15 protein-coding genes are annotated in these 21,067 nt (G+C 49.3%); 5 read left to right on the forward strand and 10 right to left on the reverse strand.

Going from position 1 to position 21,067, the window contains the following annotated elements; all coding sequences use genetic code 11:
- Window positions 1–138: 138 nt before the first annotated feature.
- The 3 genes from IPQ00_16600 to IPQ00_16610 are packed head-to-tail and all read right to left on the reverse strand — an operon-like array spanning window position 139 to window position 4,255.
- Window positions 139–2,865, reverse strand: coding sequence for a carboxypeptidase regulatory-like domain-containing protein (locus IPQ00_16600; GenBank protein MBL0242186.1), 2,727 nt, complete (start codon window positions 2,863–2,865; stop codon window positions 139–141).
- Between the two features lie 31 nt (window positions 2,866–2,896).
- On the reverse strand, window positions 2,897–3,766 hold the full coding sequence (locus tag IPQ00_16605) for a hypothetical protein (GenBank protein ID MBL0242187.1): 870 nt from the start codon (window positions 3,764–3,766) through the stop codon (window positions 2,897–2,899).
- A gap of 42 nt (window positions 3,767–3,808) precedes the next feature.
- Window positions 3,809–4,255 carry a hypothetical protein gene (locus IPQ00_16610; protein MBL0242188.1) on the reverse strand — a complete coding sequence of 149 codons (447 nt, stop codon included), beginning with the start codon at window positions 4,253–4,255 and terminating at the stop codon, window positions 3,809–3,811.
- Window positions 4,256–5,411: 1,156 nt separating this feature from the next.
- Between IPQ00_16610 and IPQ00_16615 the strand changes: the two genes are divergently transcribed.
- Entirely contained in the window at window positions 5,412–7,589 is a 2,178-nt protein-coding gene (locus tag IPQ00_16615) for a PD40 domain-containing protein (GenBank protein MBL0242189.1), read from the forward strand.
- A gap of 123 nt (window positions 7,590–7,712) precedes the next feature.
- Entirely contained in the window at window positions 7,713–8,015 is a 303-nt protein-coding gene (locus IPQ00_16620; protein ID MBL0242190.1) for a PLP-dependent transferase, read from the forward strand.
- Window positions 8,016–8,332: 317 nt separating this feature from the next.
- On the opposite strand, the gene IPQ00_16625 is transcribed toward IPQ00_16620, so the two are convergent.
- From IPQ00_16625 to IPQ00_16640, 4 genes are all read right to left on the reverse strand, one after another.
- On the reverse strand, window positions 8,333–8,899 hold the full coding sequence (locus tag IPQ00_16625) for a hypothetical protein (protein MBL0242191.1): 567 nt from the start codon (window positions 8,897–8,899) through the stop codon (window positions 8,333–8,335).
- A gap of 133 nt (window positions 8,900–9,032) precedes the next feature.
- Window positions 9,033–10,457 carry a hypothetical protein gene (locus IPQ00_16630; GenBank protein MBL0242192.1) on the reverse strand — a complete coding sequence of 475 codons (1,425 nt, stop codon included), beginning with the start codon at window positions 10,455–10,457 and terminating at the stop codon, window positions 9,033–9,035.
- 20 nt (window positions 10,458–10,477) lie between these two features.
- Window positions 10,478–11,851: an OmpA family protein gene (locus IPQ00_16635; GenBank protein ID MBL0242193.1), complete on the reverse strand. Its 1,374-nt coding sequence runs from the start codon at window positions 11,849–11,851 to the stop codon at window positions 10,478–10,480.
- Between the two features lie 8 nt (window positions 11,852–11,859).
- On the reverse strand, window positions 11,860–12,369 hold the full coding sequence (locus IPQ00_16640; GenBank protein ID MBL0242194.1) for a hypothetical protein: 510 nt from the start codon (window positions 12,367–12,369) through the stop codon (window positions 11,860–11,862).
- Window positions 12,370–12,493: 124 nt separating this feature from the next.
- Between IPQ00_16640 and IPQ00_16645 the strand changes: the two genes are divergently transcribed.
- From IPQ00_16645 to IPQ00_16655, 3 genes are read left to right on the forward strand one after another with little or no spacing between them, the layout of a single operon-like run.
- Entirely contained in the window at window positions 12,494–14,716 is a 2,223-nt protein-coding gene (locus IPQ00_16645; GenBank protein ID MBL0242195.1) for a PD40 domain-containing protein, read from the forward strand.
- Window positions 14,717–14,750: 34 nt separating this feature from the next.
- Complete coding sequence (fumC, locus tag IPQ00_16650) at window positions 14,751–16,157, forward strand: class II fumarate hydratase (protein MBL0242196.1); 1,407 nt, start codon at window positions 14,751–14,753, stop codon at window positions 16,155–16,157.
- 46 nt (window positions 16,158–16,203) lie between these two features.
- The gene (locus tag IPQ00_16655) at window positions 16,204–16,875 is read left to right on the forward strand and encodes a hypothetical protein (protein ID MBL0242197.1); all 672 of its coding nucleotides are present in this window, start codon (window positions 16,204–16,206) and stop codon (window positions 16,873–16,875) included.
- A 69-nt stretch (window positions 16,876–16,944) separates the two neighbouring features.
- Here IPQ00_16655 and IPQ00_16660 read toward each other — a convergent pair whose 3' ends face one another.
- The 3 genes from IPQ00_16660 to tssI form a co-directional block, all read right to left on the reverse strand.
- Window positions 16,945–17,442, reverse strand: coding sequence for a hypothetical protein (locus tag IPQ00_16660; protein MBL0242198.1), 498 nt, complete (start codon window positions 17,440–17,442; stop codon window positions 16,945–16,947).
- A gap of 160 nt (window positions 17,443–17,602) precedes the next feature.
- The gene (locus tag IPQ00_16665) at window positions 17,603–18,307 is read right to left on the reverse strand and encodes a hypothetical protein (protein MBL0242199.1); all 705 of its coding nucleotides are present in this window, start codon (window positions 18,305–18,307) and stop codon (window positions 17,603–17,605) included.
- Between the two features lie 9 nt (window positions 18,308–18,316).
- Window positions 18,317–21,067 carry a type VI secretion system tip protein VgrG gene (gene tssI / locus IPQ00_16670; protein ID MBL0242200.1) on the reverse strand — a complete coding sequence of 917 codons (2,751 nt, stop codon included), beginning with the start codon at window positions 21,065–21,067 and terminating at the stop codon, window positions 18,317–18,319.

A 21,067-nucleotide genomic window follows, 5' to 3' on the forward strand; every position in this document is an offset into this window, starting at 1 on the left:
TTACATTCTAAGGGATCCTTACAGATCCTTCAGGTCTATCTTCGCACTGACAGCCAATTTTCGAACAAGTTTCCAGCCTCGTATGCCAGTGACTCACAGTCGTTTCGTCGTCTCAGGCTCTATCCTCGTAAGCATCCGCTACGGAAGAGCGATGAAATCCAGGTCATATATCTCGTCATTCACCGATACAATCTGCGTCCCGTTTGCGAATTGAAAACGTTTACTGGCGACGGAGATCGAGTACGTTCGACCGGCCTCAATATCATCAAATCGATAGTAACCGAACGGGCCGGTCAGTGACCTTCGGACCGGTCTCTCGGGGTCACTCAAGCTCACCCAAACATTGCGAATGCCGTTGCCGTTTGCCGTTACGACACGACCGCTGACAGAAGTATGGGCGGCAGTCGGGATAAATTCGTTTTGGTAGCGAGCGATTGCAAAATCATAATCTGTGCCGTTCCAGGACCTGCCAGCAGCTAAAATACCAGTATTTTGATGGATCGCAAGGGCATTTATGCGGGCATCGTTGTTTGGAAAGCCCGTGAGAGTCCTGCCCAGCGTTCCCCAACCGAAAACCAATGCTCCGCCCGGCTCAATTTTTGCGATGCCGAATCTATCGCCCGTCCCTGGGTTGCTCGAACCGCCAACGATCATCTGTCCGTCGGGTTGAAGCAGAAGAGCATTTGCTTCGTCATTTGGATCGTCAAGGACAAAATCGATCAGCGAAATGCCGCTCGCACCGAAATTCTCGGTGAAATTCGTATCTAGTACGCCGTTCGCTTCGTAACGCAGAACAGCAAAATCGTGGTCGCCGCCGACATTCAATCCGGTCGAACTCACAACGATCTTATCGTCGGGCTGAATAACGATATCGGTTGCTCGATCATTCAAAGTTGCCGAGATGTCCGATGTTGTTATTCCGCTCGTGCCAAACGTTGTGTCGATTGCCAACGTCGTCAAATGTCTGCCTACCTTTACATTTTCGCTGATGCCGTCGTTTCCGTAGCCTGCAACGACTAGTTTGCCGTCTGTTTGAAATGAGCATTCGAGAATTTCGTTGTTCATTCCTACCGTGCCAAGATTGTTGACAACCGATGTTTCAAAATTTCCGGTTGCCGAAAATCGGGCGATTCTTCCGCTTCTCGTCGTTGTCCCCGATGAACCGCAACCGATTATTTTGCCATCGGTCTGAATTGCCAACGCGTGAAATCTTGCCGCACTTGTCGTGGTTGCCACTCCGTCGAAGCTAAACGTCGGATCGGGAATTCCGTTGGACGTGAATTTTACAATTGTTCCTCCGTTTGTATCGTATTCGCCAGCGACAAAGAAACTGCCGTCGTTCATTACTTTTAAATCGTAAAAATATGAATCAAAATTGGTGCTTAGTTGATACGAACCATCGTTCATAAACGTCGTGTCGAACGTTCCGTTGGCGTTGAGTCTGAGGAGTCTGGCGATAATAAAACCGTTTGAATCTTGCCAACCCGCGACCATAATTTTACCGTTTGGCAAACCCGCGATTGCTTCAATATTCGTAAATCCGAGATTCGCTTTGCCGTTTGGCGTAACGGAATTGAAGATATAATCAACTGAGCCGTCCGTGTTAAAACGCTGTGTGCAAATTCCATCATTATTGCCCGAAAGATTCGGGCGATCTTGCGAACCGACGGCGATTATTCTGCCGTCCGTTTGCAAAACGATTTCGCTGCCGTCTTCGCACCAATGCGATCTGGTTACGCCGTCGACATCGAACGAATTGTCGGACGAACCATTTGCATTAAATCGGGCTAGGATGAAATCATCCTCAACATAAAATGTAAAGACCGAACGCTCATCGGCAATCCCGACGATTTTGCCATCCGTTTGCTGAACGATTTCGTTGAAATAGTAATTTTCTGAATTCGGTGTAAGTGCGATGGTTTTGATCCCGTCGCCGTCAAAAGTCGTGTCTAAACTTCCGTTCGCATTGTAGCGAAACAACGCCGGATCATACCCGATACTCGTTAAGCCGCCGCCAACCAATATTTTCCCGTCGCTTTGCACAAGGAGACTTCGTGCCTCGCCATTTTCAGTTCCGACAACGGTTTGGACAATTCCGTCGCCATCGAACGATGTATCATAAGCTCCGGTCGTTAGAACGCGAACGACCGAAACATCACCGGAAGTTGTCGAATTCAAACTTTTTCCGGCAATGAGAATTTTTCCGTCAGTCTGTAATGCTAAACCTCTAGGAAAAAACAGATTCGGATTTAAGCTCAATCTTCCGTCCGAGTCAAAGCTAGTATCGAGCGTTCCGTCTGTATTCAAACGCACGACCGTCGTCGTGTTGCCAAACATCGAAACAGACATTGTGCTAAAAACGATTTTGTTATCTGTCTGAATGACGAGAGCCAAAGGGTTTCCCGAAGCCGTAATAGTTTGGATTCCATCGCCGCTAAAGGTTGTGTCGAACGTGCCGTCCGTATTCAAACGGTAAATGTATGCCGTATTCGCCGAATCGCCGCCACCGCCGACCACGACAATTTTCCCGTCAGTCTGAACAGCGACCGCATTCGCAGAATCGAATTGCGATCCGTTCGTCAAGGTAAAAAATCCGTCGCTGCTAAACGTAGTGTCGAGTGTTCCGTCCGAGTTGTATCGGGCGACGAGATATTCATAAAGAAATGCCGTTCCTTGATCTCGAGTCCCAACGACCACGATTTTACCGTCAGCTTGAATTGCCGAATCTCTAGGTCTTTCGTCCCGCTGTGCCGCCGCAAAATCAGAAATAACATAACCGCCGGTCACGCCGAAAGTTGTATCCAGGTCGCCCGGCAACCCAAATATCTGCGTCGAAAGCAACAATACAAATAGCAGACGTCTCATATCACCCCTTTTCGATCATCAGGTCGAAATACTAATCTTTGATCGTCCATCCTTGTCCTGTGCCGTAGATCTTGCCTTCTTTGCATTTCGGGCTCGATGGAACAAAGAACTTGCTTTCCTTGTTTGGGCCCATCTCTTTGCCCCCTCTGTCGTTGTATCCTAGAATTTTTTTATAAACAAAGGAAAATTTTGTGATGTCATCATCTTTCGCGTCAGCCAGATCATCACGACCGCCGATAGTGCAAGCAGTTTGACCGCTCAAAGGGCATTCTACTTCAGAAATATTTTCGGTCTTCCATTTACCGCTATTGCGGTTGAAATACTTCACTTTGGAAACTATGATGTTTCTCCCGGTGTCATTTCGGATCAGAAAAGATACGTTTTTGCACGCATCCCCGAGCCCTCCTGAACTGTCCTGTGATCCAGCATCAGACGTTCCGCCGATACTCCAGCCTTGTCCGTATCCGTAGACCTTTTCTACCCGACAAACAGGATCTGTTGGCATGAATTGCTGGCTTTCACGCTTAGTGTTACTGTTCACGTCTTGGTAGACGAAGATCACGCTAGTCAATCTATCGCCTTCGGCATCAGCCAGATCTTCGCCGGTATGGATCAATAGATTTCCGCCCACGGTACAGCTCGAACCTCGCTCACAACGGGCATAGCCTCCCGCAATGTCCTCAGTTTTCCACTTCCCTTTGCTGGCATTGTAGTACCTGACCTGTTTGACCTCGATCGCGACATTTCGGTCATTTGTAACCTTGAACGTCACATTTCGGCACGAATCGAAAACGACTTCAAATATCGGATCCAGGTCACTCGCTCCGGCTGATTGGCTGGAAAGCAAATATAGTCCTAAACCCGAGATAACGATCGCGAAAACTACTAACGCACGTTTCATTATTTTGCTCCTATTCTCTATAAACTAAGTCCTCAATGCCATCTACGGCACTTCGATCTTTGTCACGCTAACGGAACACTTTGTTTTCTCATCAGGCACAGTTTCACCAGTGACCTTGATCTCTTTTCCGGCCGTCACCTCTTGGCCTTTTTCGGTATAGACCAGCAGATCGTTCCAAGAATAGTTCGCGGGCAGAGGCTTGATCTTGTTTGGTTCGCTCTTGTCGCTGGTCCAGATTGTGACTTTGACCGCATCACCAGTCGCGTCGGCCTTGGTCATTAGAAATAATTGATAACCGACCGCGGTGATCGCTCCGCCCTTTCGCAGTTGAATGGTGTCGATAGTTTTCGGCAGCGAAAGGTAACCTTGCAGGACCGCTTTCGTGCCTTCGGCTTGCGAGCAGACGTCTTTGATCTCAAACGGTTTTGGCGAACTACATCCAAATGCGAAAAGGCAAAGACTTGATATTGCAATAAATAGACGCTTCATACTAGTTTTGTTTTCGGAGTCGAGGACGTAAAGGGTCCGCCCTCGATATGCCAGATAATTGATCGACTAGTGCATAGCTAGGGCCTTTTGGTCGTTCGCATTGGCTTCCTCGGCTGTTTTCGTATTTTCGGAGCCGCTGTCGCGGAGTTCGGATCTCTAGTTGTCGTTGGTTGGGACCGTATATCCTGAATCTCAAAATTACCCAGTTTATCTCCTAAAACAACCGGCGGTTTCAGCTCCCCGGCGGGCTTTGGAGCCTGAACCGGCTTAGGTTTTGTCTTTCCAGTTTCGCTCAAACTAGTAGATGTTTCATTGGTTCGGCTCACTGGATTTTCGACGTTATTACTACCTTTGTTTCCGCTAGTAACGGAGCTACTTTCCCGAATATTCGTCCGTTTTCTGTAGTCAAGGTGTGCGTCACCCGAATCTTTGGGCCGCCCTTTTGTTCTATTTTGGTTAGAAACAGCGGAATTCGTCGACTTTCCGGCTTTCCGCGAAGCGGGTTGTTTCTGCTGCTGATTTGGATTCGTAGTGCTATTGGTTGGTCGACCCTGAGGAGCATTTTGCTTCCGCGCTCCCAAATAGCCACCACTCTGACCGTTGATCATAACGCTAGTTGCCGTAGGCTGCGCGGGCGACTGAATTGCCTCTGGTCGCTGTGCTTTGACGTTTGAGGTTCGGTTCGGGGAAGGGGATTTCGTGTTTTTGACTTTGGCTGCGGGTTTTTGCGTTTTGTGTGTTGTGTTATTTACGCCGCCTTCCCTATATGCAGGCTGAGTAGGGCTAACTTGGGTTCCCGTACTCGGAACACGGTGAGTTTCGTCGTTTTCAACCTCGATCGTTCTAATTGGCGTTTTCTTTATCTTTCGCGGAGTCGGCATAGCCGAGGGCGAAACATTACTACTCGCTTCAGTCTTTGCCGGTTGAACGAAGATCATTCCGACCGAAAATATTGTCATGATTGCCGCAAGCACGTATAGATCTCTCTTTTTCATTTTGTTTGCTCCTTGTTTTCTCGTAAACCCGCTTTGTTGTAAACTTCAGCAACGGTTATTTACGTCCACTGTATTGGGTTGACTGGGATATTAGATCGAATTTGCGAGACAAGTCCTCAAAGATTCGCTCAAAAAATCTCAAGGAAATTCTCAAAGCGTTTATGAGTAATGAAATCAATAACTTATACGAGTTTGCGAATTTTCGTTTCGACGCGGAAAAGGGAAAGTTATGGCAGGATGAAAAGCTGATTCTACTCTCACCAAAAGCTACTGAGTTATTGAAATTGCTTCTAGAGGAAAATGGTGAGTTTGTTTCAAAGGAAGATATCTTTGATCGCGTCTGGGCGGACACATTTGTAGAAGATGGAGTATTAACCCAAAATATCTACACGCTACGCAAATTTCTTGGCAAAGACTCTAACGGTCATCAATTGATCGAGAATAGGACGCGGCTCGGCTATCGGATAACAGTGCCCGTGGTTAGTTCTTCCAGCAAAAATCCTTCGGAAAACAATAAAGTCTCTGCAGAAGATGCTGGCGATCATCGCCTGTTGCCTAGTGTGCGACCAGTCTCCGGACGAACTCGAAAGGGAGTGGTTTTCTCGATTGGCTTTCTCTTACTCGTAATCTTGGTGGGCACATCTTATAAATATTTCGGGTCGAATTTAAAATCACTCTTTCGGAAGCCGATCGAGCGCGTTCGATTTACCTCGCTAACAAGCTCGGGCGATCTCACTAGCGCTGTTATCTCGCCGGACGGAGCTCTGCTTGCGTTCGAACGTGGGGACGGCCTGTTTTTGAAAGATGTCCATACCGAAAAGGAGATCCAGATCCATATACCAAACGCTAAAGCATTTGGTGCTCTCCAATTTTCACCGGACGGAAATTATATCTATTTCCGAAATAGCGGAATTATCAGTTCGAGGGCTGCAATCCTTAAGGTATCGCGGTTTGGCGGAGAACCGGAATTGATCGTAGAAAAAGCCTGGGGTTCTTTCAGCATATCGCCTGACGGAAAACGAATCGCATATTTTCTAAATGTTCCACCGGTAGCAAAATTCAATTTGCTCGTCAGAACGATTGAAACTGGTGAAGAAGTGCAATATCGAGCAGCAGACCCACCGGAAAATCCGTGTGCTGTTTGTTCTCCGGCCTGGACACCCGATGGTAATAGGCTCCTCTTTACGATAAATGTTCCTCCTACCTCAGGTCGTCTATTTATTCAGAATTTGGCGACCGTTGAGCGCGAAGAGATCAAAGTTGAGAGATTACAACGTTTTGAGCAGGCGGCCTGGCTTCCCAACGGTGAGAGTTTTGTTGTTTCGGCAACGGAGAGAAGTAAGTACTTTCACCTCTGGCAAATTTTTTATCCGGGAGGGGAACCTACTCCCCTCACCAGCGGACTTGCAAACTATAAAAAGGTATCGATCTCCGCCGATGGTCGTTCTATCATCACCCTCAAGGATGATGAAACCTCAAATATTGTTCTGAGCGACGCAAAAGCACTTGGTGAGCCTATACAGATCACATCGGGCGATCAGAATAATTTCGGCCAAAAGGGCTTAGCCTGGGTCGATGAAAAGCGACTTCTGTTTTCCAGCTCCACGGAGTCTGGACTATCGGATAGTTTGGTTGTGATGAATGTTAACGATAAGTCAAAAATTACGATCCCGAGCAAAAAGGAAAGTGCTTTTCGGATACCGGTCTCAGACGGGGAATTTATCTGGTTTGCTATGAGCGTAAACGGCGTCTCACAGATCTTCCAGATGGATATGGATGGAAAAAATGTCGCTCAACTAACAGAAACTACTGATGGGCAAAAGTATTCTCCACGCATTTCAAATGATTCTAGGCACCTTTATTACGTAATTAATAGGAAAAATGACGCTGCCATTATGCGGTTTGATCTGCAGAATAAGAGTGAAGAAGTTTTTTTTATAAACCCGGATGTCCAGCCAGGAACATTCTTAGAACTTTCCCCTGACAACAAGTATCTGACATTTTCACGCAGGCTAAAGGGTGAAGACGATACATCGGAAAAAATGATGGCGATCGTTTCGATTGAAAATACTGACGATCTCCGGTTTGTTTCGGCTCAGACCCTGCCGGGCATAAGACGCTTTTCACCCGACAGCCAGTCTCTCGACTACATCTTCGCGCCAACCGACGGGACTCAGATCGTCAGGCAAAAATTAGACGGCGGCGAACCCCTGCCGATCGTGACCGTTAAGGGTCAGACAATTTTTAATTTCGCTTGGTCAATAGATGGAAAGCAGCTTGCTATGGCGTTGGGAAAACAATCGCGTGATGCCGTTCTGCTCTCAGAGTTTAGCAGGTAGAGAATTACGAGGCTCGAATTACTGGCGGTTCGCATCTTGCCCAAACGCTAAACCGGCTCGTGAAAAAGGCGCGAAAATGCAAGTTTATTAATACAACAACTCAAAGAATTGCGGACAAAGCTAATGAATCCGGGTTGTGGTTACGGTGGAATGTTGGCCATCGACGTCGGAGATTCGGCAAATGCGAATCGTTCGATGACTCGAATGCAGCAAGAAAAGGTAGGATATCTTGCCGTCAGTCTCGGGTATTTCAGAACGCTATTTAGCTCACCAGGGCATAGCACATCATCAAAAATCCCATTCGAGAAACGGCAAGGAATGGGTCTGAGCGAGGGGTTGGTTCGTCTTTCGATCGGGCTCGACAACAATAACGAATTGACGTATGAGCGGATTCAAGAGTGTTTAAGTGAACTTGCGATCATCTAGGCAGTTGATCGGATAAGGAATAAGCCAGGTCGCTATAGACCCGACCCGTTCCGTCTGACCTTGACTCCGATCGATCGGTCGGCAATAGTGATTTGAACTCTTACCGCAGTCTATAACGCCTACTTTGTCGGATCATGCGCGTCAAATAATATAGCCGCCCTCTGTATGGATGGTTTGCGGTCATTCTTGACCTAGGATCGTCGTTGTTGGATGTACCGTTGCTGATTATTCAGACGTTAACGTCAGCCGAAGACATCTCAACTATCAAATATTCTTGTTTTTGAGCTCCGACGACAAATTTCTCGTTTTCGCGTGGTTCAGGGGTGACACTTTCGCTTAACCAATCCGATCCCTTTGGAAACGCAATTCGATTCGGTCGGCTGGTTTTGCGGTGACATTTGCGGCTGAACGTTTTTGTTGACAATGTTAATGACGGCTCCACTGTTCCAAACGGAGGTCAGGTGTAGAGTAATCGACTGTTTTTCCTTATAACCGTCCTTTCGTATATCGAAAAGATATCCGTTCGGCCCTGAGTCCATAGCAACATTTAATATTCTAGGGCGGCCACGTTTGGCAAGCGTTGCCGCACCTAACGCGGTCAAAGTCTCCGCTTTGGGCGAAGTAAATTCGATCCTTGCACTCGCCAGCTTATGGTTCGTTTTACAGTGCAAAATGCCGTCGGTGGTGATCCATACTTCGTAGGTTAGCGCTCGTCTGTTACGACCATCGGTTTCGCGTTTTTGCGGCTCGAAATTATCGTCAGTGACGACGTTGACAGGTTTCCCGGCATTCGAGTCGATTACCGGAATTTGACCGGTTGCGATCAAGGTCACACATAGGCTGGCAAAAATAGCTCCGAGACCACGACAAATGTTGCTTTGCACAATTTACTCCTCCGTTGATCCAGAGCTTGAGCTTTCACCTGGAGGACCAGATAGCGCTCCCGTTAAAATACGTGCCTGCGTAAATGTTTCTCCAATCTGCGTTCCCACCTCTTGATCTCGATTCGCGTCTCAATTACTTTGAGTGCCAAAACACGAAACCGTCGGGAGGTTTAGCGCCACGTAGGACCACTAAGTTGCCATCGTTCTGCATGCTCAACCAGACTGTTTTGGAATAAGGAGTCGGCGATTCTGAATCTATGCCGATAGTAAAATCAAAATAATCACTCCATCCCTTCTCATTTCGCCGTTTCAAATCGGACACCGAATCCCATACTGCCTTATTATTAGGGCCGTAAACTACAAGGTTTCCATCCTTTTGAAATACCGCCTTGACCCCAGGAAAGGGCGCGAGGATCGTCGGCTTGTTGGTTCCTGTATTCCATATTGGCTCGGGGCCCGTGCTAGCTGTCCTGTAGATAACGAGGTTGCCGTCTCCCTGAAATACTAGAAAGTGTTTCTTGTTCGGCGACCAGTAACGCTTATTTATCACAAATACGGTATTGACGGCGATCAACCCGGGCGTCTTGGCTATAATCTCGGCAGCCGTTTCGTTAGGGGCAGATGGGATCGGTGCCGGGGGCTGTTTACGAAAATCCGACGCGAGTTCGACGCGGATCAAGATTTCACCACCGTTCCACATACCTTCAGCAAATACATGATCCTTATTCACGACTCCCTTAAATGTTGTGGCCGGCCGCCCGAGAAATGCTTTATGTGCAATCAACCTGCGCATCGTTATCTGGCCGTCCTGTCCAATCTTAAAATCAAGCGAGTTTGCAGCATCACCTAATCCGTTGACCGTCATAGGAAGGTCGCCGGTCAGAGCAAAGCCCCCGACCTTTACCCCACTATCAATAACTCTTCCGACCGCCTGAAATCTTTCTGAGTTGTCACGCTTTTTTATGGTAACGGTCGCCGTGACATACCAACCTCCTTTGTCCGTCCATTTCGTCGCCGCCTTGATAACGGCGTCGTCCAAGAACGTTCCTGAATTAGTCTCGGCTGGTGGTTGTACACCACTGCCCATCTGCTGACTCGGGGCGAGGTAAATGGTTATGTCGCACTCCTTGCTGTCCCAGATCACCTTGCCTTTGGCATAAGGTGCTCGGAAATTATTCTCCATTTTCGCGACCTCGGCCGGTCGACCAAGAAACGGCTTGCCGCCGATATCGTGCCTGACCCGCACAGTAAAGGACGAGTCGTTGAGGATGTTGATGTACACAGTATTGCCTGGTATTTCTGAGCCATAAAAGGCCTTTAGAGGGAGGTTTCCGGCGAGCACCTTGCCCTTAACCTCAAGATAGGCTCCTGCCGAGAACTTCTCGCCGTTAGGCATTTGTATGTCGATGTCCGTGCGAACGACCCACTTGCCATTGGCGTCCGCGGGAAGCGTGGCTTTTTCAAATGCCTGCTTAACGAATACCGGTTGGGCAAAACCACTCGACACGAAAACGAGAGATATCACGGTAGCAAATAGTAACAGACTCAGTATTTTCATAATTTTTCCTCTATTCAGATCTAGTTTTTTACAAGTTCCACACGCCTGTTCTGGGCGCGTCCGGCCTCCGTTTCATTTGGGGCTACTGGTTTTGATAACCCCAATCCGGCCGCAGTCAGGCGGCTTGCGTCGATTCCCGCTGTAATTAGAAATTCCTTAACGGCAATTGCCCGTTTTTCAGACAATGTTTTGTTGAAAGCATCGCCGCCGATGTTGTCGGTATGACCCTCGACGGTCATTTTCCAGTCTTTGTTTGTTTTTAATACCGTGACTATCTGATTTAGAACGGTCTTTGATTCATCACGCAATTTATCCGAGTTGAAATCAAAGTTAATGCCGTAGATCACGGCCCGTCCGTCTTTTGTTAGATCAGTTGCAAGTTGACTGGCCGCTCCGTCTGTTTTATTGAGATCTTTGAATTGCGGACACTCCCCGACATCGCTGCTGATCTTTGTCCCGCTCCACTGGTCCGAATAACCTTTTGTTTCACCGGGGTTTCGGAGAAATGCAACGACCTGTTTTCCATCATTCAAAAAGGTAAATATACCGGTGAAATCCTCTGTTATTTTACTGCTGTCGTTCACGACCTCGGTTAGATTGGTTTTTAGAATACGGCCTTCGGTACCGCCGGACAGGACACCGCTGCGGTAGTCATAACACCCGACGACCGATGTGCCGTCCTGTTTTAGATGAAGCTTGCCAATGCCTTTGCCCATCTGATACGTGCCGCTGACATTTTCGAGCTGTGCGGTGTTAGTCAGTTGCTCACCATAACCGCGTATCTCGGCCAACTCGACCCTTTCTTTGCTCCCGAAATTATTCTTAAGCGTTAACCGCACCCAGCGTCCGGGAATTGGTTTTGCGATATTGAGGATCTGATCGTCTTTTTTCAGTGCAAGCGTTGTAGAGAGAACCTCGGCGAAACCATCAGTCTTTGAGACGTTAGAGATCTCGACCTTGATATCTTTCGCAGGTCTTTCTGAGTCGCTTACATAGGCACTGTCGAATGAAAACTTATTCAACAGCGTCTTTTCCGCCAGTTCAAAAACGAAAACTTGATCGACCGTGTATTGCGCACCCGCCTGCGATTCCCAAGAGCTTTTCGCTGATTCGTCGATCAGGTTGTAGGTCGTATATGTGTAATAGGCTTTTTCCCAATCCTTTGGCACCTCGACTATAGTCGTACCTGACGCGTACGCAAGATAGTTCACCTCAGTGTTTCCTTCGGCCTTCGCGACATTTGTATCCTCAGAGTTGGAATCGATCTGTTTCCGCCCGGCATTAGCAATTGTCGTGTTTGACCCACTATTTCCACTATTTCCGGCGAAGGGCAGATTGCCGCAAGCTGCGGTCAAGCATACGAGTAACAGGGACGGCAAAAGTTTAATTTTCATATTGTTTGTCATCTGCATTCATCTTGAGTCGGCCCGGAGCCAGCGGCGTCAGGAAACAAGGTTCGCCAGTTGTTGGATTCGTTGGCTTCGGCCACCTTTTTGTAGGGGTCGGCCTCGATGTAAACGAATGTTTCGGCAGGGATCTTTTTCATCGAAACATCAAACGTCTGAATCGAACTTTCGCCGCCTTTCAATGCTTTAACGGTGCTGCCTACGAAATATATGCCTTTGGCTCCCGATTGATCATTCTCTTTGAAGGTTACAAGCACATACGAAGCCCCGGCTGTAGGCTGACGACAAGCATTTGTGACCGTAACCGTTATTCGCTCGACAAACCACCCGCTTTTATCTCGTGTCAGACTCGCCCCGGAAACTATCAGATCGGGCATTGCTAGGACCGCAGACGCGGGAAGCGTCACGAAAATAAGTACCGCCAAAAATTTAAGATACAGCTGCGTCACGTATGGGTCTCCGGTTCGGTTCGTCTTGCGAATGCATTGTTCGTTGACTACCGTCACAATGGCAGGTTTTAGAAGGGGAAATCCTTTATGTTATTGTGTTTTTGCGGTTATTTTTTCTTTATTTTTTCTTTATGTTCTGTTAAATTGTTGACACAGAAAGACTTTGATTGGAGTACGTAGTTTGCCGGATACTGCAGCCAAGAATTTTTATAAATTTGGTAACTTCCGGCTTGATGCTGAGAGGTGTGTATTATTCGACGGCGAGAACGCGGTCGTCGACGCCACGCCCAAAGCACTCGCGATCCTGTGCGTGTTAGTCGAGTCGGCAGGGCGGGTCGTGTCAAAGGACGAACTGATAAAACGTGTGTGGGCCGATAATTTTGTTGAGGAAGCCAATCTATCTCACCACATATTCCGACTTCGCCGCGCACTCGGTGAATCCGAGGACGAAAAGTACATTCAAACCGTTTCGAAGCGCGGCTACAGATTTGTAGGAGCAATACGGTCAAACGATCGAGGCGGCGATTTGGCGTCAGTGGCAACGGTAAAGCTTGCCTCAAATCAACAGGGTCTGTCGCGGCCTAAAAGTTATCTCATAGCTCTTTCTGCATTTTTAAGTCTCATCGTAATATCGTTCGCCATCTATTTTGCTTGGAACGGCAGACGCCCCACGGATGGTTACCGACAAACGGAGATACCAACGCCCCGAAGTGAAAGTCCGATGACGCTTGCTCGCGTCACAAACGTCGGCGGTGTTGGAGCAGCTTCGATATCTCCGGATGGTAAGTTCATAGCATATGTTGAGCATTCCGGATACGGTCAAGGCTTGATCCACGTGCGGCAAACCGACACGAATTCTGAGATCCAGCTTCTCGAGCCGGGTGAGAGGGCTTTTGGCTCGACTGCCTTTTCCGCCGACAGCAAGAGTATTTTTTTCGTGATAATCGATAAGCGAGATCCAGAGGGGGCACTTTACCGAATATCGGTTTTAGGAGGGCGGCCTGAGAGAGTCTTGGCTGATATAGATTATTTTTTCACACTGTCGTCGGACGGTAAATATGCGGCGTTTTACAGGGCGGACAAGGAACTCAAACAATCTAGCATTGTCATCGCATCACTCGACGGCAGCGGTCAGGAACGCTCTATTCTGACTTTTAATACTGAAAAGGAAAGTCCCGACAGTGTTCCGGCCTTTTCACCGGACGGCATGCGCCTTGTATTTGCCTACGCGGATCAACCGGATGCGGTGGATAAAGCTCCCGCACGAATCAGTTTGTTTGCCGTGGAGATCAGCAGCGGCGAGATACAGAAGCTATCCGATGAAAAATGGATGGGCGTCGGTATGATGAATTGGATGCCGGACGGAAGCGGCGTCATATTCGTTACCTATCGAGAACGGGCACTTAACCAGATCTATTTTCTTTCATATCCCAAAGGTGACGTCACGGCTATCACAAACGACCTGACCGGCTATAGCAATTTTGGAATGGGCATTACTTCGGACGGGACGACCTTAGTGGTGGACACACTGGAGTTTTCATCTCAGTTATGGTCGATCGGGGCGAACGGTAAAGCTCGGGATGCCGTACAGTTGACGACAAACGGACTCGACGGTGCCCGTGGACTAACTAGTCTGCCGGGCGGCGAGATCGTTTACACTTCGGGAACCGTGACTGATGAGGACCTTTGGAAACTATCGGACATAAACGGCCGACGGGAGGGCAATCCGCTTGTCAGTGACCAATATATCCAGCGCGAACCTGCGGCTTCGCCGGATGGGACATTTGTGGTGTTTGGGTCAGATCGTGCCGGTAAGAAACACATTTTTCGCATTGATATTGACGGAGCGAACTTGAAACAACTGACCTTCGGCGACGGGATGGATTCCGCGGCCGACGTTTCCCCCGATGGTAAATGGATCGTCTACACGTCATCCGTAAATGAGAAAAACAGGCTTTGGAAGATCCCGAGTTCCGGCGGTCCGGCGGTCGAGTTTACGAATGAAGAGTCTGTCTCACCTGCATTCTCGCCGGACGGTAGACACATATCGTATATTTCGCCCCCTGATAGTCAGGCGACTCTCGGGCGTCTCGTGGTAGTATCGGCGGACGACGGCACGATTGAGCATTCATTTGAAATAATGAATTTTGAATTTTATTATGTCGCTCCTCGATGGACGCCGGACGGCAAGAGCCTGATCTTTCGCCGGACGGACACCATCGTCGGCAATCTGTGGAAGCAGGGTCTGGCTGGGGGGGAGCCCGTACAATTTACCGATTTCACTTCGCAAAGACTTGCTTATTTTGCCTATTCTCGAGACTTTAAGAATCTGCTTGTATCACGTGGAAGCGTCCTGCAGAATGTCGTAATGCTAAAGAACTTTCGTGTCAATAGCCGGCAGTAGTGCCTTTTGACACCAACCGATAACCCATATTTATATGTCACAAGTAACAGAACATTCAGTAAAAACAAGAATAGAAACAGACTCGATGGGCGAGATAGAGGTGCCCGTCGAAGCATATTGGGGTGCTCAGACTCAGCGATCGCTTTTGCACTTTAACATCGGATTCGATGTGATGCCGCGTGAGGTCATTCGGGCGCTAGGTATTTTGAAGAAGGCGGCAGCGATAGTCAATTTTGATCTCGGTAAGTTGCCTAAGGAAAAACTTGACCTTATCGTTCAGGCGGCAGACGAGGTGATCGAGGGCAAGCTCGACGCGCATTTTCCGCTTCGCGTGTGGCAGACCGGTTCCGGCACGCAGACGAATATGAATGCCAACGAGGTTATCTCAAACCGTGGGATCGAGATCGCCGGCGGCGAGATGGGTTCGAAAACGCCCGTTCATCCAAACGACGACGTTAACAAATCGCAGTCGTCCAACGACACTTTCCCCACCGCGATGTATATCGCCGCCGCCGAACAGATGATGGGACTAGTCCCCGAGGTTCAAAAGGTCCGCGATGCGATCCACGCTAAGGCTATCGAGTTTGCAGACGTAGTAAAGATCGGCCGTACGCATTTACAAGACGCGACCCCGATGACAGTGGGGCAGGAATTCGGTGGCTGGGCTTCGCTGATTTCTCGTGACATTGACCGTTTGAGAATGGTGATGCCGGGGCTTTTCGATCTCGCTATCGGAGGCACGGCAGTTGGGACGGGGCTTAATGCCCATCCCGAATTCGCACAGCGTGCGGCAGACAAGATCGCCGAGCTGACCGGATTGCCATTCAGATCACACCCCGACAAATTTGCTGCCCTTTCGGCACACGACGAAGTCGTCTTCGCTTCCGGCGGCCTAAAAACTCTGTCCGCAAGCTTGATGAAGATCGCCAATGACATTCGCTGGCTTGCTTCGGGCCCGCGTTGCGGAATTGGAGAATTGTCGCTTCCGGAGAATGAGCCGGGAAGTTCGATAATGCCGGGTAAGGTCAACCCGACTCAGTCCGAGGCGATGACGATGGTTTCGGTTCAGGTTTTCGGCAACGATGCAGCGATCGGCTTCGCGGGTTCGCAGGGCAATTTCGAACTCAACGTCTTCAAACCCGTGATGATCCATAATTTTCTTCATTCCGTGCGGCTTATCAAAGATGCGTGCCACGGGTTTGTCGATTACTGCATTAACGGCATCGAACTCAACCGCGATCAGATCGAGCACTACGTGAAAGGCTCGCTAATGCTCGTCACGGCGCTCAATCAGCATATTGGATACGATAACGCCTCAAAGATCGCAAAATATGCCCACAAAAAGGGTATTTCGCTGAAAGAATCCGCCGTACAGCTACAGCTCTTAACAGCGGAACGATTCGACGAACTCGTTATCGCAGAAGATATGACGCATCCGTAATCAGCAGTCAGAGATGACGAGGCGGGAGGCGAACAGTAAGGAATTTATGAAAAAATTTGTGATCACCCTGGTTCTGTTATTCAGTTCGTCGGCATTTGCACAACATTCGTTTGCACTTAGAGACGCATCGAAATACTTCGACATTAATGTAGATGTCGCGAAATGTGACGATATGTATTGCTCCGGAGCGGCCAAGTTTTCCTTTTTTAAGAAAGGCGGGACTAGGCCATATCAAGTGATCGCTCTGCCGGACACACAACTCCAGCGTAGTGACGGTGGAAAGCCGCTCACCAATGTGACACTGCTATATGACGATCAGAGCGTTGTAAACGTCGCCGATTACAATTTCGACGGTATGGAAGATGTCGCGATCTGCGATGGTGCGAACGGTTCGTACGGGATGCCTTCGTATCGCATCTACTTGTCGTCAAGGGCGATGGGAAAATTTGTCTATGATAAGGCGTTCAGCGATCTCGGTAGTCATCTCGGTATGTTCACGGTTGATAAGGAAAAAAAAGTGCTCGAGACTTTTGATAAGAGCGGCTGCTGTTACCACATTACGGAACGCTATTCGGTCATCGGCAATAGGCCAGTAAAAATATATTCATTTGAAGAAGATGCCAATATCGCCGACGAAACAAAGGTAAAAACAACCACAAAACTCTTTGTCGGCGGTAAATGGAAAACGACCGTCAAATACGTAAAACGAGAAGAGTAACCGCTCTTTTGTAGCAATGGCGTAGAAGATCCCCGTGTAGCCTCTTGCGGCACTATCGGGATTTTCCATTTATCCACCAATAATAACGGTCATCTCCCCTTTGGTTATCGAGTTTGGCGGTCCGATTGCTTCGAGGATGGTGTCGCCCATTCGTCCGGCCGGCAGATTGTTTATCATTACCGTCGCCGAACCTGTGATATCGACTCCAGGGCCGTGCGGTGGCACCGGCAGCGGAACAGCACACATATGAATATCTGCACCGGCCGCCGCTCCGGTGATAGCACTCGACATTGCAGCGAGAGCGGCGGCCTTTGTAGCCTGTTCCGCCGCAACTGCCGCTGGTGCACCCGGCGTACCCGCAGCCGCGGCGGTCGCCGCAACCGCCGTCTGAATTGCCGCATCCGCCGAGGCCTTGGCCGACTGTAATGCAGCGACGGCCGCCAGCGGTATGCCCCGCCAGGCCGGAGCAAAGCCGATCAATACCGTCGGGCTCCCCGGTCCGGGTGATAACATTGGCGGCAACGGATGTGCGGTCGTGTCAACTAAAGCTCGTGCGGCTGGCGGCATAAAAAACTCCTACCTAAAAGCAAAAATAAAATGAGTTTCGTGTCCTGTAATTTCCACTAGCATTTTTGGTCCAAAATATTTTCGCTGAACATTGCGTCTGGGATGAGCAGGTCGTGAATAAGAGCTACACCCTTTATTGCTGCTGGAAACATGGATTCTCCTACATTGCGTATGGTATTAATAGGTCTTTCTCAAGTACTTTCTTCTCAAATTTGATCGTGCCTTCAGTGCTGATCGTGAGTTCATAAACCGCAAGATCTTGCCCGGACACGGCGTAATAGGTACAGGCTTCTCCGACACACGTCGGCGCTTTTATTATAGAAGTGTACTTACCGACGAAAGCCTGAAACTGAGTCGATTGAGCTTCGTTTAGCCCCGGCCGAGGCTTGATCGAACTTACTGAATCAAGTATTTGCAACCTGCTGGCACCAGCCACACAGATCGTCAAGAACTCCATTCCAAATCCAATGCGATCCTCTGAACGAGTAAGCGAAACGCCTGAGCGTTCAACAAACTTAGCAAATTCGTCCTTGTCGCCGGTCAAAACAAATGCCTCGGTCTCGGAGACGACACCCACGTATTGGATCATCCTACGCGTTGGTGCGAATTTGCTGATTTTATATTTTGAGCCCTTTCCAAACTTTGGACCGTAGCCATCGAGTTTTGTAGCAGGATCGCGAACGAAGTCAGCGATCGACTTATTCGTCTTCTCCAATAGGTTTGCTAATACTTCCTTTTCCATTACGACCTTTTTCTCCTTCTGCGGCGTCGGTGCCGCTAGGGTAGCATTCGAAATCACTTCGGGCGATCTTCCGCAACTATCAATGAGAGCAATGCTCATCGCCATCAGATATAACAACTTCATAGTCGTCGATTATGGCGTTCCACCGCCTGACGGATGGGCATCATCCCATGCATCTCCGTAGTAGTCAGGATAGCTTTCGCCTGAGTTTGAGGTTTCGACCTCGCCATTCCGAAATCCTTCTTCAACACGCTCGCGACCCGCCGATCGACCCGCTGCGGCCGCGTCGGCATCACTGATATCGGGATTCGCCGCACGAGCGTCTGCCACTCCCTGGTTGTAGGCACCATGATACTCGTCCTGCAAAGGATACTGCGTCGCTGAAGCACTATCGTGTCCGCTTTCGATCAGTTCATCCCGTGCTTCAATGCTTCTGACGACGCCTTCTGATTCCTCGTCAACCATCGCATCTACATATTCATCGCGGCCCTGATTTTGAATATCGCCCGACGTCCCTTCATGATGCTCTTCGGCATGGTTCATCTCATGAACAAATCCGAGAGCCTGTCTGTCAGGACTCTGGGCAGGATTGATATTCATGTTGTTGTCACCCGGATCGAACGTCGAACCTTCGCCGCCACGAAAACTGGATGAAACACCATAACGGTCATATACCTCGAGGGCATGACGACCCTGTTCCGAATTTGCCAGTGTGCCGCGCATTGCGGTGATCCGCGGGTCTTCGCCAGGTCGCGGAGGAGCAATGTAGTGCTGCGACTGCAGATTTCGTCTGCGACGTCCGCCGCCGCCGCCGGAACGTGGACGGTCAAGATATCCTGGTTCGCCGGTGTCGGCGGTTTCGGCATCAAGAGCGTCGTCGAATGCGGGATTGCCGGTTCCCGAGGCAAATCCGCCTGAATTGATCTTGGTCATTGTGCCGGCAATTGTAATTCCGCTCGGGTCGATCATGATGCAGTTACCACCGACCTTTAGGCTTATCTTGGTTAGAGCCTCAAGGGTGATCTCACGGGCATTCAGTTCCGTTTTGGCACTGACGATCGTTGAAAGATTGCTTTGGTAATCTTCTACAACATCACCTTTCACGGATTCATTTAGCTTTCCATCAATCCCAACGTAGTGACTGTCTTTGATGTGAACGTCCTTGTTTCCGCCCACAGTGATCGCGAGGTTTCCGCCCGGATTGTTGTCGGAACGGACGCCGATCACCTCTTGGCGATTGCCGCCGCAGGTTTCGTACATCGATCCACGAGCGCGCAGGTCGTAGCGTTTTTGTGAACGCACGAACACTTGCTCTTTGCCCGCCTTGTCCTCGAAACGCAGTTCGTTAAAGCCTTTACCATCATCGGGCGAAGTTCGGGTCTTGATGTAGGTCAGCGTTTTGAACTTGGGGAGTTCATAATGCGGCATTGTCTGCGGGTTATAAACTGAACCGGTGATGATCGGCTGATCCGGATCGCCTTCCATAAAGTCGACGATCACTTCTTGTCCGATCCGCGGAATGAACATCGTGCCCCATTTGTTGCCTGCTATGCTGGTTGAGACTCGCAGCCAACACGACGAACTCGCGTCGTTTCTGCCTTGCCTGTCCCAATGGAATTGTACTTTTACACGGCCGAATTTATCCGTGAATATCTCTTCGCCGGCCGGGCCTACCACGACTGCAGTTTGGCTACCGTTGACGATCGGCTTTGCCGTCCTTCTCAACGGCCGGAATGGTGCCTGGCCGTTGCCTTGGGGTATACACACGAAGTTAATGTTATATGAGTTCGAGATCGCATCGTCCGAGACGTAGCTAGGCGATTGGACTGCCTCGGTCTGGACGCTTATCAGGATGTGGTTACGATTATTCTCAGCGGAGGGATGGGTCGTCAGCCGAAATCGATATCCGGCCGCCATCGAGCAGCAGTCGGATGACCCGTAATTCGTTTTATACGCAACATCCAGTTCTTGCTGACGGATATCAACGGTCCGCTGACGGTCGTTAAATATCTTATTGAGTTCGCCCGGTTGTTCGCCTCCGCCGGACGAAATACCGTCAAACCTCTTGGCGAATTCGCCCGGATAATCATAATGCTCCAGTTGTTGGTTACCGCCAATGTTGAATCGGCTAACCTGTTGAGCCTCTAAATGGTTGGTCGGAAGCTGAAAATTATGGTCAAAGAGTGTGTATTTGCCGGTGCGAACCTGATTGGTCACCTGCCAGGTATGAACCATACCTTGCCATTCTGTTAGCTCGGTACTGTCGATCGCAAAGGGTATCTCAGATCGTTCCGGACACTCGCGGTGGGATGAGTCCGTGTTCGCGATTATCATCCGGTGTGAGTTATCGGTATGCTCAAAGTAGTAATATATGCCTTCTTCTTCCATCAGACGCGACGCGAAGTCCCAGTCCGACTCTCGATACTGAACGCAATAATTTCGGGGTTCGAACGTGCCCGGCAATTCAATGTCGATCTCAAATCCATCAAACACCTGCCGCAGTATATCGGGAACTGAGATGTTCTGAAAGATCCGGCTTTGGGAGACTTGGGTCAATACCCATACATTCGGAACAAGCTCGGCCCGATATTTCGAAAAACGTGTATTCCGATTGCCCTGTGTGAAGTTTACGCATAGGCCGTTAAAATATCGTTTGGTGCCGTCAGTCTGTTCGGCCACGATGGTCATCGGTTGCCCGAGTAACTGTTGCGGATCAACTTTCGTTGCTTCGCGACCGTCCTCTGATTCTTCGTGAAGAAGTTCGAGATCAAAATGAAACAATGAAGATAATGCCTCACGAGACCGAATCCGCTTTATGAGCAGAAAATCGTCGTCGAGTGGCGTGGTTACCTTTAAGAGTCTTCCTTCTTGTGTCGTCGGCAT

It is taken from the genome of Chloracidobacterium sp., from assembly GCA_016720705.1.
In the GTDB taxonomy this organism is placed as follows: Bacteria; Acidobacteriota; Blastocatellia; order Pyrinomonadales; family Pyrinomonadaceae; genus OLB17.

What these genes read in the sequence shown, in the direction of transcription:
- tssI (MBL0242200.1), bottom strand. Translation starts at nt 21,067, where the DNA reads ATGCCGACGACACAAGAAGGAAGACTCTTAAAGGTAACCACGCCACTC.
- IPQ00_16620 (MBL0242190.1), top strand. Translation starts at nt 7,713, where the DNA reads ATGAATCCGGGTTGTGGTTACGGTGGAATGTTGGCCATCGACGTCGGA.
- IPQ00_16630 (MBL0242192.1), bottom strand. Translation starts at nt 10,457, where the DNA reads ATGAAAATACTGAGTCTGTTACTATTTGCTACCGTGATATCTCTCGTT.
- IPQ00_16605 (MBL0242187.1), bottom strand. Translation starts at nt 3,766, where the DNA reads ATGAAACGTGCGTTAGTAGTTTTCGCGATCGTTATCTCGGGTTTAGGA.
- IPQ00_16635 (MBL0242193.1), bottom strand. Translation starts at nt 11,851, where the DNA reads ATGAAAATTAAACTTTTGCCGTCCCTGTTACTCGTATGCTTGACCGCA.
- fumC (MBL0242196.1), top strand. Translation starts at nt 14,751, where the DNA reads ATGTCACAAGTAACAGAACATTCAGTAAAAACAAGAATAGAAACAGAC.
- IPQ00_16660 (MBL0242198.1), bottom strand. Translation starts at nt 17,442, where the DNA reads ATGCCGCCAGCCGCACGAGCTTTAGTTGACACGACCGCACATCCGTTG.
- IPQ00_16610 (MBL0242188.1), bottom strand. Translation starts at nt 4,255, where the DNA reads ATGAAGCGTCTATTTATTGCAATATCAAGTCTTTGCCTTTTCGCATTT.
- IPQ00_16615 (MBL0242189.1), top strand. Translation starts at nt 5,412, where the DNA reads ATGAGTAATGAAATCAATAACTTATACGAGTTTGCGAATTTTCGTTTC.
- IPQ00_16665 (MBL0242199.1), bottom strand. Translation starts at nt 18,307, where the DNA reads ATGAAGTTGTTATATCTGATGGCGATGAGCATTGCTCTCATTGATAGT.
- IPQ00_16600 (MBL0242186.1), bottom strand. Translation starts at nt 2,865, where the DNA reads ATGAGACGTCTGCTATTTGTATTGTTGCTTTCGACGCAGATATTTGGG.
- IPQ00_16655 (MBL0242197.1), top strand. Translation starts at nt 16,204, where the DNA reads ATGAAAAAATTTGTGATCACCCTGGTTCTGTTATTCAGTTCGTCGGCA.